Raw genomic sequence first — 14953 nt, 5'->3', positions numbered from 1 at the left:
GGGGGCGAGTGGGGCCGGAGGCTCTCCCGCGGAGTCGTCGACGGTGATGGCGATACGGATGGGGCGCCCGCACTCGCGGCTCAGGCTCTCGCTGACGACCGGGGCCAGACGGCCCTCGAGCACGCCCTTGGCGAACTCGTTCGGCACGGCGAGCAGGGCGGTGTCGGCGACCAGTGCCAGGGGCTGGCAGCGCCGGATCCAGTGTTCGTCCTTCCCCTCCACTCCCTGGCCCCGGCCCTCACCGAGGAGTTGTTCCAATACGCGTGGCCACACTGCGGCAAGATCGGCAGGTACGTCAGCCACAGGGCACGCTCTCTCACGGGTCCCTCGAACGTGTGGTTCAGGGACGGGTTGGGTCGGGTTCTAAAGGGGGTGCGGGAGGGACAAAGGAACGAATCGGAGTTCAGCCACGGTAGTCAGGGCGGCCGGTACGGTTCAAGTCATTGTCCCCAGCCTGTGGACAAGTGTCTCCCGGCGACGGCTGGTTTGACCGAATGACGCAGCCGCGCGTACCGTGACGAGGTCGAGTTGTCGATGGCTGCTGCCGCCTGCCTCCGATGGGCACAGATCGCGCAAGATGATCGGTCAGCGGTGCACTCGGGCGTAACGCGAGCTACTCGTGGGCGCACGGTGACAGCCAGGACGGCACCCCGCAATCTACGAACTCTTTCTGGAGCCCCCGAGTGAGCAAGCGCACCTTCCAGCCGAACAACCGTCGTCGCGCCAAGACCCACGGCTTCCGGCTGCGTATGCGCACCCGTGCCGGCCGCGCGATTCTCGCGTCCCGCCGTGGCAAGGGTCGCACCCGTCTGTCCGCCTGATCCTGATCAGGTCATGACGTCGTGCTGCCCACCGAGAACCGGCTGAGGCGGCGCGAGGACTTCGCGACCGCGGTACGACGGGGACGCCGGGCCGGACGCCCGCGCCTCGTCGTACACCTACGCAGCGGTGTCACGGACCCGCATGCGCCGGGGCAGAACGCTGCCCCGACGCGTGCGGGTTTCGTCGTAAGCAAGGCGGTGGGCGGCGCGGTCGTGCGGAACAAGGTGAAGCGCAGGCTTCGCCACCTGATGCGCGATCGAGTCGCCCTGCTGCCCCCCGGTAGCCTGGTAGTCGTACGAGCGTTGCCCGGAGCGGGGGACGCCGACCATGCACAACTGGCCCAAGACCTGGATGCCGCTCTTCAGCGGTTGCTGGGAGGGGGCACGCGATGAAGTACCCGCTGCTGGTTCTGATCAAGCTCTATCAGTGGACGATCAGTCCCCTGCTCGGGCCTGTATGCAAGTACTACCCGTCGTGTTCCCACTACGGCTACACGGCCATCGACCGGCACGGTGCCATCAAGGGCACAGCACTCACGGCCTGGCGCATCCTGCGGTGCAATCCGTGGTCGCTGGGCGGCGTGGACCATGTCCCGCCGCGCAAGCGGCCGCGGTGGCACGAAATGCTGCGTAACGCCTGGCGTGCACGCAAGGGCGGGCCCGCCTCCGCCGAACCGGCCACCGAAGGACAGACCCTTCCCGGGAGTCCGAGTTCTTCGAGCCCGGCCGCAGAGATCTCGCCCCATGCCCAAGGAGCATGATTAGTGGACACGATTGCCAGCCTCTTCAGCTTCATCACGACACCTGTCTCCTGGGTCATCGTCCAGTTCCACAGCGTGTACGGGGCCATCTTCGGCCCTGACACCGGGTGGGCCTGGGGCCTGTCCATCGTGTCCCTGGTGATCCTGATCCGTATCTGCCTGATCCCGCTCTTCGTGAAGCAGATCAAGGCGACACGCGCGATGCAGACGCTCCAGCCGGAGATGAAGAAGATCCAGGAGCGCTACAAGAACGACAAGCAGCGCCAGTCCGAAGAGATGATGAAGCTGTACAAGGATGCGGGCACCAACCCGCTCTCCTCGTGCCTTCCCATCCTGGCGCAGTCGCCGTTCTTCTTCGCCCTGTACCACGTGCTCAACAGCATCGCGTCCAATGACACCGTCGGTGTGATCAACGAGCGTCTGCTGGAAAGCGCGCAGAAGGCCCACATCTTCGGTGCCCCGCTCGCGGCGAAGTTCACGGACAACTCGGACAAGCTCGAGGCCCTCAACGCCTCCCTGACCGATGTCCGCATCGTCACGGCGCTCATGATCGTGCTGATGTCGCTGTCGCAGTTCTACACGCAGCGCCAGCTGATGACGAAGAACGTCGACACCACGGTGAAGACGCCGTTCATGCAGCAGCAGAAGATGCTGATGTACGTCTTCCCCGTCATCTTCGCCGTCTTCGGTATCAACTTCCCCGTCGGTGTCCTCGTCTACTGGCTGACCACCAACGTGTGGACCATGGGCCAGCAGATGTACGTCATCCACAACAACCCGACGCCGGGCTCCAAGGCGCAGGCCGCTTACCTGGAGCGCCTCACCAAGCACGTCACCCACCACGGCAAGACCCGTAACCGCCGTGATCGTGCCGTCGTCAAGGCCATCGTCGCCAAGGGCCGGGACCGTAACGAGCACGAGCGCAAGTTCATCAACGGTCTGAACAAGGCGGGCCTCGCGGCTCAGGCCGACGGTGCGGTGATCAAGAGCGACGCCACGGCCGCCGCCCAAGCGGAGGACGGCTCCCCGACCACGGCCCAGGCCGCGAAGCGGCAGCAGCCCAAGCGGCAGAGCAAGTCCCAGCGCCAGAGCGGTGCGACAAGGGCAACCGGTGAGTCCCCCTCGCTGATCAAGGCCGAAGAGCCCAAGGACGACGTCAAGCCCGCCGCCGCTGCCAAGAAGGGCAACGCCAAGCCCGGCGGAAGCACCCGCAGCAAGGCCCAGTCCGGACAGCGCAAGGGCCCGCAGCGGCCCAAGTCCCCGTCCAAGAAGTAAGAAGGAGTCCATCCCGTGACGGAAGGCACCACCTCCGCCGCTGCCGAGGGCGCAGACACCCTGACCCGCCTGGAGCAGGAAGGCGAGATCGCAGCGGATTACCTGGAGGGTCTGCTCGACATCGCCGACCTCGACGGTGACATCGACATGGACGTCGAGGCCGACCGTGCCTCTGTCTCGATCATCAGCGACTCGTCCGGCCGTGACCTGCAGAAGCTGGTCGGGCGTGACGGCGAGGTACTCGAAGCGCTCCAGGAGCTCACGCGCCTGGCCGTGCACCGCGAGACCGGTGACCGCAGTCGGCTGATGCTCGACATCGCGGGGTACCGCGCCAAGAAGCGGGCCGAGCTGTCCGAGCTCGGTGCGAAGGCCGCTGCCGAGGCCAGGAGCAGCGGTGAGCCCGTGAAGCTCGACCCGATGACGCCTTTCGAGCGCAAGGTTGTGCACGACGCGGTCAAGGCCGCCGGCCTGAGCAGTGAGTCCGAGGGCGAGGAGCCGCAGCGCTTCGTCGTCGTGCTCCCCGCCTGAACGGTTCCACGTTCCACCGGCCCCGTCTGTTGCGCAGACGGGGCCGAATTTTGTCAGCCTGATAGTTCTGTGGTGTCGACCGGTGGGTCGGCACAGTACGGAAGGACGGTCCCCCGTGACGGAGGCAGCGGAGCTTCCCCCCGCGCCCGAGCAGGCCCGTGAGGTGTTCGGTGATCGCTTCGCGGACGCGGTGCGTTACGCGGAGCTACTTGCTGAAGCGGGCGTGCAGCGTGGTCTGATCGGTCCGCGGGAGGTGCCCCGGCTGTGGGAACGGCACCTGCTGAACTGCGCGGTGCTCTCGGAGGTCGTTCCCGAGGGTGTGACGGTGTGCGATGTCGGCTCGGGCGCCGGCCTGCCGGGCATTCCTTTGGCGCTGGTCCGGGAGGATCTCAAGATCACGCTGCTGGAACCGCTGCTGCGGCGTACCACCTTCCTGACCGAAGTGGTGGAGCTGTTGGGCCTGGACCATGTGACGGTCGTCCGTGGGCGGGCCGAGGAGGTCATGGGAACGCTGCCTCCGGTCCATGTGGTGACCGCGCGGGCCGTGGCACCACTCGACCGTCTCGCCACATGGGGCATCCCCCTGCTCCGGCCCTACGGAGAGATGCTCGCACTCAAGGGCGATGCCGCCGAGGAGGAGCTGAAGAGCGCGACCGTCGCTCTGAACAAGCTCGGCGCAGTGGCGACGTCGGTCGTGCATGTGGGTGAGGGCGTGGTGGATCCGATGTCCACAGTCGTGCGCGTCGAGGTCGGGGAAAGTCCCGGAGGCGTGCGTTTCGCGGCAAAGCGCGCGAAGGCCGCCCGTACGGGGCGTGTGCGACGCCGACGCGGATAAGGGATTCGCGCGTCCTGCGGCAGGACGGCCGACAAGCAGGCATACGCTCTGAGAGGTCAGGCGTACTCCACACAAGCTGCCGAACTCCGCGTGCCGGAGTGTCGCGACAGTGCGGGCCCGGCTGCTGTGCATCGTGTTTCACGTGAAACGTCGCTCCTTGCTGCACGGCATCATCAGCCGCGGTCGCGCCGCAGCCGAACCTCGCGACCGCAAGCCTCTCGGTTCACTCGGAGAGGGTCCTGTTCCCGACGAGAGTTCACCCCCCTCAGGGGGCACGGAGTTGTCCACAGAGGTGGTTTTCTCCACAGAACGTAAGGCCTCGCTGGTTCACGACCCCGAAGGCATGGGAGGCTCTGTTCATTGCGAGCCTGAAGTCGAGGAGAGTGAATCCTTGCGGTCCGACGCCAACATCGCGGGACCGATGACCGATCCGGTCCCCGGTCCCCGTACCGAATCGATGGGGGCGGATGTTTCACGTGAAACACCGCCTCCGATGGACGACGCTCCCATTGGTCGTGCTGCCCAGGTGGCGGTGGACGCGCTGGGCCGCGCAGGCGAGGGCCTGCCACGGCCTGAGCAGACACGTCTCATGGTGGTCGCCAACCAGAAGGGCGGCGTGGGCAAGACGACGACGACCGTCAACCTCGCCGCGTCACTCGCGCTCCATGGTGCTCGGGTCCTGGTGATCGACCTCGACCCTCAGGGCAACGCATCCACAGCTCTGGGGATCGACCACCACGCAGAAGTTCCTTCCATCTATGACGTGTTGGTCGAGAGCAGGCCGCTGGCGGAAGTGGTCCAGCCGGTCCCCGACGTGGAGGGTCTTTTCTGCGCACCCGCCACGATCGATCTTGCCGGTGCGGAGATCGAGCTGGTGTCCCTGGTGGCGCGGGAGAGTCGACTGCAGCGGGCGATCCAAGCCTACGAGCAGCCCCTGGACTACATCCTCATCGACTGCCCTCCGTCGCTCGGTCTGCTGACAGTCAATGCGATGGTGGCAGGGCAGGAGGTCCTGATCCCGATTCAGTGCGAGTACTACGCGCTGGAAGGCCTCGGGCAGCTGCTCCGCAACGTCGATCTGGTGCGGGGTCACCTCAACCCCTCCCTGCATGTATCGACGATCCTGCTCACCATGTACGACGGCCGGACGCGGCTCGCGTCCCAGGTCGCGGACGAGGTACGCAGTCACTTTGGTGAAGAGGTGCTGCGGACGAGCATTCCCCGTTCCGTACGCATCTCGGAGGCACCGAGCTACGGGCAGACGGTACTGACCTACGATCCTGGATCGAGCGGTGCCCTCTCCTACCTTGAGGCGGCACGAGAGATCGCGTTGAGGGGTGTAGGCGTCAGCTATGACGCATCGAACGCGCACATCGGCGCACAGCAGAACGATCCGAGCATGGTGGAGGGCGTCCAGTGAGTGAGCGACGAAGAGGGTTGGGTCGTGGTCTCGGCGCACTGATCCCTGCTGCCCCGACAGAGAAAACGGTCGCCCCGGCCGTGACGGGAGGCACTGCTTCCACGTCTCCCGCCGGCCCGCCGGTGGCGCCCCACGAGCGTGGGGTGGCCGCTGCGAAGCTGGCTGCGCTGCCCTCTGTTCCACGTGAAACAGAGGAGCCCTCGACGCACAGTGCGACGGAGACTCTCATGCCTCCTCTGGGGGCGCACTTTGCTGAGATCCCCATCGATTCCATCAAGCCGAACCCGCGTCAGCCCCGCGCGGTCTTCGACGAGGACGCGCTGGCAGAGCTGGTCACGTCCATCAAGGAGGTCGGCCTCCTCCAGCCCGTTGTCGTACGACAGGTCGGGCCGGCGCACTACGAGCTCATCATGGGTGAGCGTCGCTGGCGGGCCTGCCGCCTGGCGGGGCTCGAGGCCATCCCGGCGATCGTCCGGGCCACGGAGGACGAGAAGCTCCTTCTGGACGCCCTTCTGGAGAACCTGCACCGGGCCCAGCTGAACCCGCTGGAAGAGGCAGCCGCTTACGACCAGCTGCTCAAGGACTTCAACTGCACCCACGATCAGCTGGCGGACCGCATCGGCCGCTCCCGTCCACAGGTGTCCAACACTCTGCGTCTGCTGAAGCTCTCGCCAAGGGTCCAGAGCCGAGTGGCTGCCGGAGTGCTCTCCGCCGGACATGCGCGGGCCCTGCTGTCTGTCGAGGACTCCGAGGAGCAGGACAAGCTGGCCCATCGGATCGTGGCCGAAGGGCTCTCGGTACGGGCCGTCGAGGAGATCGTCACACTGATGGGGTCCGGGCCCCAGAAGGCGTCGCGATCCAAGGGTCCGCGGGCGGGCACACTGGTGTCGCCGGCGCTGTCCGATCTGGCCACACGCCTCTCGGATCGCTTCGAGACACGGGTGAAGGTCGACCTGGGGCAGAAGAAGGGCAAGATCACCGTCGAGTTCGCCTCAATGGAGGATCTCGAACGCATCCTCGGCACGCTTGCTCCCGATGAGGGGCCGGTCCTGCAGAGGAGCCTTGTGGACGACGAGGCCGTAGAGGACGAGTCCTGAGACATCGGCCAGTTCGGCCGAACGGCTGACCAAGGGCGGATCATGTCCGGTATGCAACGGAACATGGTCCGCCTTTTGCTTTTTGTCGGTATCGACGGAATCGCTTCGTGGATACGATGCTTGGAAATACGAGGTGTATCCGCTGGCAGTACCTCTGATTCTCTGAGCGCAAGACAGGGGCCATACGAATGATGAGCCGCACCGGACTGGTGGGAACAGGGTTGGCGATTGCCGCCTTCGGTGGGTTCATCGGCAGCCTCCTCAAGGAGCGACATGCTCTGAAAGCCGTCCGCGAGGCAGCAGGTGAAGGAAGCGAGGCACAGGCTTCATGGGGCGTCGGCTCGGACCGCTCACGCTGGACAACCTTCAGGACCTTCCCCGGAACTGTCGCTCGTGTGTCTTCTGGGAGCTTGATCCTGTCAGTGGTGAGGCAGCGGTAAAGGCGGGTACGTCAGCGGTCGAGAAGGAGTCGTGGATCTCCGCTGTACTCCTGGACTGGGGGTCGTGCGGAAGAGTCGTCTATGTGGATGACGTCCCCGCGGGTTTCGTTCTTTACGCCCCGCCCGCTTATGTGCCGCGCGCCACGGCCTTTCCCACGAGCCCTGTGTCGCCCGATGCGGTGCAGTTGATGACCGCGTTCATCGTGCCGGGCTACCAGGGCCAAGGGCTGGGGAGGGTGATGGTGCAGACGGTGGCGAAGGATTTGCTGCGTCGCGGGTTCAAAGCGATCGAGGCCTTCGGTGACGCGCGCTGGAAGGCGCCGGCCTGTGTGCTGCCTGCCGATCATCTACTGGCCGTGGGATTCAAGACGGTCCGCCAGCATCCCGCATATCCCCGGCTCAGGCTGGAACTGCGGACGACGCTGTCGTGGAAGGACGACGTCGAGATGGCGTTGGACCGCCTGCTCGGAGCAGTGCAGAAGGAGCCGGCATTGCGCCCCCTCTGAACCGGGAGTTGCTGACCCACCGGGGGTGATGCCTTGAGTCCGGGTCGACGATGTCGTATCTGCGGGGCTGGGGCATCTCATGCGAATGGGCCGACCCGTGAGGATCGGCCCATTCGTGTTTCACGTGAAACACACGCCGCCAGTGAGGCGGTCGGTAGTCATCCGGCGATGAAGTCCTCGAGGTCGCGGATGATCCCGGCCTTCGGCTTGGCACCACGGATGGTCTTGACGACCTCGCCACCCTGGTAGACGTTCAGGGTCGGGATGGACATGACGCCGTACTTGGTGGCCGTACCCGGGTTCTCGTCGATGTTCAGCTTGACGATCTCGATCTTGTCCCCGTACTCCGCGGCAATCGCCTCGAGGGAAGGGGCGATCTGGCGGCACGGGCCGCACCAGGCGGCCCAGAAGTCCACCAGGACGGGCTTGTCGCTCTTGAGGACGTCCTCGTCGAAGGAATCGTCCGTCACGTTCTTCAGGGTGCCGGCCACGGCGGGCTCCTTAACTGGTTGGTGCGTGGGGCGGGTGGGGGTCAGACTGCGGTCTTCTCGGGCTCGGCCTTCTTCTCGTCGGCGAGAGAGGCAAGGAACCTCTCGGCGTCGAGGGCGGCGGCACAGCCCGTACCGGCCGCGGTGATCGCCTGGCGGTAGGTGTGGTCGACCACGTCACCGGCACCGAACACGCCGGTGAGATTCGTACGCGTCGACGGCGCCTCGACCTTCAGGTAGCCCTCGTCGTCCAGCTCCAGCTGGCTCTTGAAGAGCTCCGTACGCGGGTCGTGCCCGATCGCGATGAACAGACCGGTCACTGCCAGGTCCGAAAGTTCGCCGGTCTTGACGTTCCGCAGCTTCAGACCCGAGAGCTTCTGGTCACCCTGGACCTCGGCGACCTCGCTGTCCCAGACGAACGAGATCTTCGGGTCGGCGATGGCGCGCTCCTGCATCGCCTTCGAAGCCCGCAGGGCGTCGCGGCGGTGAACGACCGTGACGGACTTGGCGAACCGCGAGAGGAAGGTGGCCTCCTCCATCGCGGTGTCACCGCCGCCGATCACGGCGATGTCCTGGTCCTTGAAGAAGAAGCCGTCGCACGTGGCACACCAGGAGACACCGCGGCCGGAGAGGGCATCCTCGTTCGGCAGACCGAGCTTGCGGTGCTGCGAGCCGGTGGTGATGATGACGGCCTTCGCCTTGTGGACCGTGCCCGCTGTGTCCGTGACGGTCTTGATCTCACCGGTCAGGTCCACGGAGACCACGTCGTCCGGAATGAGTTCGGCACCAAAGCGCTCCGCCTGGGCACGCATGTTGTCCATGAGCTCGGGACCCATGATGCCGTCCTGGAAGCCCGGGAAGTTTTCGACATCGGTCGTGTTCATCAGCGCGCCACCGGCGGTGACGGCGCCCTCGAACACCAGAGGCTTCAGCGACGCACGGGCGGTGTAGAGCGCCGCGGTGTAGCCGGCAGGCCCCGAACCGATGATGATCACGTTACGGACGTCGCTCACAGCTTGATTCCTCGTCTCTGGTCTGTGTCATCCGACCGGTGGGAGCTTCTGTCGGAACTCTCACCTCACCCAACGGATCCTAAGGGGCGGGCATTCCCGCTGTGCCCGAGTACACGGACATGGTCCTCGGGCAGGCGCGGGGAGATGCACACCGTACGAGATACCACACAGGATGCGGGCGGAGTATGACCCTCAGTCGCGTGTGTAGGCATGCTCCAGCAGAACCTTCGCGGCGGAGGCAGAGGAGGGGCCGGCGACACAGGCGGCATCGACGATGTAGGCGGTTACCCGGGTGTCGTCGTCGGAGGCGTCGGGAAGTACCACCAGCAGAGCTTCTCGCCCCTTGTAGGTGCCTTCCTCCATGGCGAGGGCGGAGTCATCGCGGCCGATCCCGTTGCGGATGCACGCCGGGACCGTGGCCTTGAGCACCCTGGGGCTGGTGGAGGTACCGGGTGCCGACTCCAGCCCGAAGGTCTGCGGGCTGTGCGAGGAGGCGGTCTTCATCTGGCTCTGTGCGAGGAGATCGGACACCTGCTTCTCCAGTTTTCCCTCGGAGAAGGTGTCCGTGGCGGCTGTCTGATGACCGTCCCCCGCGCCCTCGTTCTGGGACGACAGGAAGAAGGTGCCGAGCCCCATAGCCGCGACGGTGAACACCGTCCCCAGCACTGCGGCCCTGTGGCGTCCACGCTGCACGCGGCCCTTGCGACCCGGACCGGTCGTAGAGGACCGAGGGCGCCCAGCGGGGCCGTCCGACGATGCTGGTGCTTCACGCGATACCGATGTTTCACGTGAAACATGAGCGCGATCACCGTCGGGCAAGGCAGGAGAAGCATCGACGGGTTCTGTGTCGACGGATTCTGAGATGTCCCTGGGCTCAGGCGTTGTGGCATGGAGCAGAGCTTCTGCGGCGAGCGCGGCGTCGATACGGCTCGTTACCTCGCCCGGCATGCGGGGTGGCCCCGGCATGGTGCCGAGCAGCCCCTGGATCTCCTCCAGTGAGGCACGGACGTCCGCGCAGAGCTCGCACTCGTCCAGGTGTCGGCGCACAGCGGCGCCCCGGGCGGGCGGCAGGAGTCCCTCGGCGAGGTCGGAGATCTCCTCGACGCCCGGGTGTTCCGTCCTGTCTGCCGTCGAGGTCACGCTCGCCCACCTCCGCCCTTCACAGCCGCTGGGTCATTCGGTCCTGCATCCGGCGGATCCGCTCGACGCGGTCCCGCTGCGGGTGGGACGGATGCCCCCTGCGTCCGGTTCCGTTCCTCGCCCCGTTGCCTGCCGTCACCGCTGCCGTCCGGTCGTAGGTGATGCAGAAGAGGCAGGAGTCTGGCTCTGCCCCGGGCGCAGCGGCTCTTCACCGTGCCGGTGGGCACGTCGAGGATGCGGGCGGCCTCGGCCACCGGATAGCCCTGCATGTCCACGAGGACGAGAGCCGCTCGCTGATCGGGAGGTAACGTCCCCATCGCTTCGATGAGCTGGCGGTGCAGATCGTTCCGTTCCGCGGGAGCCGAAGCGGACTCGTGGGGCTCCAGCAACTGGTCCAGGCGCTCCGTGTCATCGACAGGAGAGGTCTTCCGGGATGCCGCCTTGCGAGCACGGTCCAGACAGGCGTTCACCGTGATCCGGTGCAGCCACGTCGTGACGGCCGACTGGCCTCGGAAGGTGTGAGCGGCCCGGTAGGCGGAGACAAGAGCGTCCTGGACCGCGTCAGCGGCCTCCTCGCGGTCTCCCAGCGTCCGCAGGGCGACTGCCCACAACCGGTCCCGGTGCCGTCGCACCAGTTCGCCGAAGGCTTCGGGATCGCCCTCCACATGACGGGTGAGGAGGTCCTGATCGCTTGCGTCGCGGTGTGTGGTGCCATCCGGCATCGGACCCCCTCCCCTCGCTCGGCGTGGCGTCAGCCGGTGAATTTCAGGTCGGTGATGGCCTGCTTGTAGCCGGGGGCACTGTACGAATCTCCGGGTGCCATGGGCATAGCGGTGAGCCAGACGAGCACGTACCGGGTCTTCACCGGCTTACCGACCTTCACAGCGGCCTTGTCACCGGTTGTCGTCACGGTCCCGAGCTTCTCCATGGAGCTGATCGGGGTCGACGAGCCGACCGAGTCCGTCGCATACAGAGTGATCGTGGTGTGGTCGCCCGTATACCGCAGATCTATCGACGACGACTCGACTGTCTGCTCGGTCCCGAGGTCGTAGACGATGCCCACCCCGGGTTTGTAGGCCGGGTTCATCTCCGGCCCGTCCAGGAAGCTCTTGGTGCGCCAGTAGGTCGAGCTGTCACCGTCGTAGGTGTTGGCCACGTTCCCCGGAGACTGCGCCCCACCCTTCGCGACGTACTCCTGGGCGCCCTGGATCGTGAGCGGCTCGGCAGGCTTGGGCTTGTTGCCGCCCTTGTCGCCCTCGTCCGTCGTCTGCGTCTTGTCGGTGTCGTCCGCGTTGTTGCCCTGGCCGATGAGGGCGTCGGCAAGCTGCCAACTGCCCAGACCGAGCGCGGCGATCAGCAGGGCCGAGACGGCCCACTTCAGTGCCTTGCCCGTGCGGCTCTGCAGGGGAGGAGGCGGAGTCGGCACCGGCTGGGTGACCCCGGGATGCGGCGCCGGGCGGCCGTACGTGCCCTGCTGGTAGGTCGTGCGCTGGTACTCGGGCGGAGTGGTGAACGCGGGCTCCGGCGGGCGGATGCGGGGCATCTCGCCGATCGCCTTCACCAGTTCCTCCGGCGTGGTGCACGGCGACTCGTGACGCGAGGCGGTGGCCCCGTCGTTGACGAGCGCCCGCATCGCGAGCTCGGACAGGCCGCGGTGGACACCGGCCCGCACCTGGTCGGGCGGGATCAGACCGATGTCCTTCGGTAGCCCGGACAGACCGTAGGCGTCGCTCTCGTAAGGCCAGCGCTGGGTGAGAGCGGCGTAGAGGAGGGCACCGATGGACTCGGTGTCGGTGCGCTGCGGTGTGTCGGAGCTGACACCCCGCAGTGCCGCGTTCACGGCGAGGCCGCGGATGCGCCACTGACCGGTCGAAGTGCGCAGTACGGCGTTGGGGTTCAGACGCAGATGGGCGAGGCCCTCGCGGTGGGCCGCGGCCATGGCGGAGGAAATCTGACTGACCATCTGGTAGGCGTCGTACACCTCCAGCGGGCCGGCCGCCAGCAGGGCGGTCAACTCGGTCGCGTCGGGGAGCCATTCGTGGACGACGTAGACGACGTCGTCCTCCTCGACGGCGTCCAGGACCTGAACGAAGCGCGGGTCGCTCAGCAGGGCGGAGGAACGGGCCGAGGCCAGGACGGAGCGGGCACGCGAGTGATCCGCGGGCAGGATGTGCACGCCGACGGCACGGCGGAGCTTCTCGTCCACGGCACGCCAACTGCTGAATCCGTCCAGACGGGTGACGCACTCCTCGAGGCGGTAGCGTCTGGCGAGCTTGTGACCGCTGTGCAGTTCGAGCGGCGGCATCTTCCCGGAACCGTCGATGCCGGTCTCGGTGTTCTCCTGTGCCGCGTCGCTGTCCGTTTCCTGCTCCTGGTTCTTGGCCACCCCGTCGGCCGTGGACTGGTCCGCCTGCGCGGTCAGCGACTGGTCGTCGCTGTTGTCTGCCACGTCGACGGCAGCTGTGCTCCGTTCCGCCACCGTCGTTCCCTGCCTCCCCATCCATGTACGCGTCGTGCGACGGCCCGTACGCGCCGTCCGACGCCGAACCCAATTGTGCCCACAGTCCGCCGCTATGCACGACACGCAAGGGCCGACGATGGTTGTGCGCCTACCCCCGCCTCAGCGTCCCAGCCGCCCGCGGACCATACCGACCAGCGAGTTGACCTCCACGATGCGCATCCGGCGCGCGGCGACGAAGAAGACGCCGAGCAGTACGGCTCCACCGACCAGCAGCGCGGCGAAGGAACCGCCGGCGCCCTGACCGAGGGTGCGCCCGATCCCGTAGCAGGCCGCACCGGCGAGGAGAGCGGCCGGAACCGAGGCGATGCACAGCCGGGCGTACGTCCGCAGGACGCGGGCGCCGTCCAGGTCTCCGCCCAGCTTCGTGCGCAGCCGCCGCCAGGCGATACCGACGCCGGCCGCGTAGGCCACACCGTACGAGGCGGCCATGCCGACCACGGCCCAGCGGGCCGGGAGGACGAAGTAGCAGGCCGCTGAGGCGACCGCGTTGACCGCGGCCACGATGACCGTGTTGTAGAAGGGGGTTCGGGTGTCCTCGTAGGCGTAGAAGGCGCGCAGGACGACGTACTGCACGGAGTAGGGAATCAGGCCGAGGCCGAAGGCCATCAGCATGTAGCCCATGTTGGTCGCTTCGCTGGTGCCCGAGGAGCCGAAGATCAGGGTGCACATCGGGATGCCGAGCGCGATGAAGCCGAAGGCGATCGGCACGATCGCGACGGCCGTGGTGCGCAGGCCCTGGGAGATGTCGTCCCGGACGGCGCCGCCGTCGTCCTCTGCCGCCGAGCGGGAGATACGGGGCAGCAGGGCGGCCATCAGGGAGACGGTGATGATGGCCTGGGGCAGGCCCCAGATCAGCTGGGCGTTGGCGTAGGCGGCGAAGCCGGTGCCCCGGACGTCGGAGTCCAGGCCGGCAGCGGTGGAGAGCTGGGTCACGACCAGCGCGCCCGCCTGGTTGGCGAGCACGAAAAGGATGGTCCACTTGGCGAGCATCGCCGCCTTGCCCAGCCCGTGGCCCTTCCAGTCGAAGCGCAGACGGATACGGAATCCCGTTTCGCGCAGGTACGGGATCATGGCCAGGGCCTGGACGACGAGGCCGAGCAGGATACCGATGCCGAGGAGACGCTGGCCCTCCGGCGGGATGCTCGTGACGGTCATCTGCGAGTTGGCGGCGGTGCCGTAGACGTAGATGAACGTACCGAGCGTCACGATGATGACGATGTTGTTGAGGACCGGGGTCCACATCATCGCGCCGAACCGGCCGCGCGCGTTGAGGATCTGGCCCATCACCACGTGCACGCCCATGAAGAAGATCGAGGGCAGGAAGTAGCGGGTGAAGGTGACGGCGACCTCGTTGGCCGCGGGGTCGGAGGCGACCGGGTTCGACAGCGCCCGGACGAGGAGTGGCGCGCCGAGCCACGCGGCGGCGGTGAGTGCGGCCAGGGCCGCCATCACGAGGGTCAGCAGCCGGTTGGCGTACGCGACGCCGCCGTCGGCGTCGTCCTTCATGGCACGGACGAGTTGCGGCACGAAGACGGAGTTGAGGCCGCCGCCGACGGTGAGGATGTAGATCATGGTCGGCAGCTGGTAGGCGACCTGGAACGAGTCGCCGAGGAGGCCCAGACCGAGCGCCGAGACGATCAGCGCGGACCGGATGAAACCCGTGAGGCGGGACACCATCGTGCCCGCCGCCATCACGGCACTGGACTTCAGCAGCCCTCCGGCCCGGCCGCCCTTCTTCGCGGGCGCCGCGGGAGCCGGTTCCGGCGCGGGGGCCTCGGCGACCGGAGGCGGCGTGGCGCCCGCGTAGTGGCCGGGGGCCGCGGAGGCCGTGCCGGGCGCGGACTCGTAGGGCCGGCCGGGGTGCCCCCCGCCCTGCTGCTGGTCGCGGAAGAGGTGGGCGAAGGCGTCGGGCTCATGACGTTGCTCCCCGACCTGGCCGACCAAGTCGTCCACGCCCACGAACTGCGTCGTGCGGGGGTCGTCCCCGTGCGGAAGGTGTCGGGACGGGCCGTCCGGCTCCGGCGCGGGGGCCTGGGCCCACACCCGGGGGTCGGGCGCGTAGGGCGACCGGGGCGGCTGCCCGTACAGCGGCTGCTGAGGGGGGTAGG

The 14953-nt window shown here is 67.2% G+C and carries 15 protein-coding genes and 1 pseudogene; 9 read left to right on the top strand and 7 right to left on the bottom strand.

The genetic code is table 11. From position 1 onward, the window contains the following. Positions 1 to 303 (bottom strand): annotated as a pseudogene (locus AOK11_RS24400) (chromosomal replication initiator protein DnaA); the annotation flags it as partial. 380 nt (positions 304 to 683) lie between these two features. Here AOK11_RS24400 and rpmH point away from each other — a divergent pair. The 9 genes from rpmH to AOK11_RS24355 all read left to right on the top strand — a co-directional run bounded on the left by rpmH (position 684) and on the right by AOK11_RS24355 (position 7683). Then, positions 684 to 821 carry a 50S ribosomal protein L34 gene (gene rpmH / locus AOK11_RS24395; RefSeq protein ID WP_030215407.1) on the top strand — a complete coding sequence of 46 codons (138 nt, stop codon included), beginning with the start codon at positions 684 to 686 and terminating at the stop codon, positions 819 to 821. Between the two features lie 21 nt (positions 822 to 842). Then, positions 843 to 1214, top strand: a complete 372-nt coding sequence (gene rnpA, locus AOK11_RS40510) for a ribonuclease P protein component (RefSeq protein ID WP_079035050.1) — start codon at positions 843 to 845, stop codon at positions 1212 to 1214. Next, positions 1211 to 1582 (top strand): membrane protein insertion efficiency factor YidD, encoded by a 372-nt coding sequence (gene yidD, locus AOK11_RS24385; protein WP_055595879.1) that lies wholly within the window; start codon positions 1211 to 1213, stop codon positions 1580 to 1582. The genes rnpA and yidD overlap by 4 nt, the downstream gene beginning before the upstream one ends. Before the next feature lie 3 nt (positions 1583 to 1585). Then, the gene (yidC, locus tag AOK11_RS24380; protein ID WP_055595878.1) at positions 1586 to 2857 is read left to right on the top strand and encodes a membrane protein insertase YidC; all 1272 of its coding nucleotides are present in this window, start codon (positions 1586 to 1588) and stop codon (positions 2855 to 2857) included. 15 nt (positions 2858 to 2872) lie between these two features. Beyond that, a complete protein-coding gene (locus AOK11_RS24375) occupies positions 2873 to 3385 on the top strand; it encodes a Jag family protein (RefSeq protein WP_055595877.1) in 513 nt (170 codons plus the stop codon). A 115-nt stretch (positions 3386 to 3500) separates the two neighbouring features. Continuing rightward, positions 3501 to 4220 (top strand): 16S rRNA (guanine(527)-N(7))-methyltransferase RsmG, encoded by a 720-nt coding sequence (gene rsmG / locus AOK11_RS24370; RefSeq protein ID WP_055595876.1) that lies wholly within the window; start codon positions 3501 to 3503, stop codon positions 4218 to 4220. Between the two features lie 343 nt (positions 4221 to 4563). Further along, a complete protein-coding gene (locus tag AOK11_RS24365; RefSeq protein ID WP_079035051.1) occupies positions 4564 to 5640 on the top strand; it encodes a ParA family protein in 1077 nt (358 codons plus the stop codon). Then, complete coding sequence (locus tag AOK11_RS24360) at positions 5637 to 6737, top strand: ParB/RepB/Spo0J family partition protein (RefSeq protein ID WP_055595874.1); 1101 nt, start codon at positions 5637 to 5639, stop codon at positions 6735 to 6737. Before AOK11_RS24365 ends, AOK11_RS24360 begins: the two co-directional genes overlap by 4 nt. A 328-nt stretch (positions 6738 to 7065) precedes the next feature. After that, complete coding sequence (locus AOK11_RS24355) at positions 7066 to 7683, top strand: GNAT family N-acetyltransferase (protein WP_055595873.1); 618 nt, start codon at positions 7066 to 7068, stop codon at positions 7681 to 7683. A gap of 158 nt (positions 7684 to 7841) precedes the next feature. Here AOK11_RS24355 and trxA read toward each other — a convergent pair whose 3' ends face one another. The 6 genes from trxA to murJ all read right to left on the bottom strand — a co-directional run. After that, entirely contained in the window at positions 7842 to 8174 is a 333-nt protein-coding gene (gene trxA, locus AOK11_RS24350) for a thioredoxin (RefSeq protein ID WP_055595872.1), read from the bottom strand. A 41-nt stretch (positions 8175 to 8215) separates the two neighbouring features. Further along, positions 8216 to 9184 carry a thioredoxin-disulfide reductase gene (trxB, locus tag AOK11_RS24345; RefSeq protein ID WP_055595871.1) on the bottom strand — a complete coding sequence of 323 codons (969 nt, stop codon included), beginning with the start codon at positions 9182 to 9184 and terminating at the stop codon, positions 8216 to 8218. Positions 9185 to 9376: 192 nt separating this feature from the next. After that, on the bottom strand, positions 9377 to 10324 hold the full coding sequence (locus tag AOK11_RS24340; RefSeq protein ID WP_055595870.1) for an anti-sigma factor family protein: 948 nt from the start codon (positions 10322 to 10324) through the stop codon (positions 9377 to 9379). Further along, positions 10321 to 11046 carry an RNA polymerase sigma factor SigM gene (gene sigM, locus AOK11_RS24335; RefSeq protein ID WP_055595869.1) on the bottom strand — a complete coding sequence of 242 codons (726 nt, stop codon included), beginning with the start codon at positions 11044 to 11046 and terminating at the stop codon, positions 10321 to 10323. Before sigM ends, AOK11_RS24340 begins: the two co-directional genes overlap by 4 nt. Before the next feature lie 29 nt (positions 11047 to 11075). Then, entirely contained in the window at positions 11076 to 12803 is a 1728-nt protein-coding gene (locus AOK11_RS24330; protein WP_055595868.1) for a protein kinase family protein, read from the bottom strand. Positions 12804 to 12944: 141 nt separating this feature from the next. After that, on the bottom strand, positions 12945 to 14953 hold a 2009-nt coding region (gene murJ / locus AOK11_RS24325; protein WP_055595867.1), incomplete at its 5' end, for a murein biosynthesis integral membrane protein MurJ.

This window comes from Streptomyces hirsutus (genome assembly GCF_001418415.1).
Lineage (GTDB): Bacteria > Actinomycetota > Actinomycetes > Streptomycetales > Streptomycetaceae > Streptomyces > Streptomyces hirsutus.
This window is presented reverse-complemented; position numbering and strand designations above follow the sequence as displayed.

Bases quoted from the DNA above. Each gene is read 5' to 3' on its own strand.
- AOK11_RS24355 (WP_055595873.1), top strand. From the start codon at position 7,066: ATGGGGCGTCGGCTCGGACCGCTCACGCTGGACAACCTTCAGGACCTT.
- AOK11_RS24365 (WP_079035051.1), top strand. From the start codon at position 4,564: ATGGGAGGCTCTGTTCATTGCGAGCCTGAAGTCGAGGAGAGTGAATCC.
- yidD (WP_055595879.1), top strand. From the start codon at position 1,211: ATGAAGTACCCGCTGCTGGTTCTGATCAAGCTCTATCAGTGGACGATC.
- sigM (WP_055595869.1), bottom strand. From the start codon at position 11,046: ATGCCGGATGGCACCACACACCGCGACGCAAGCGATCAGGACCTCCTC.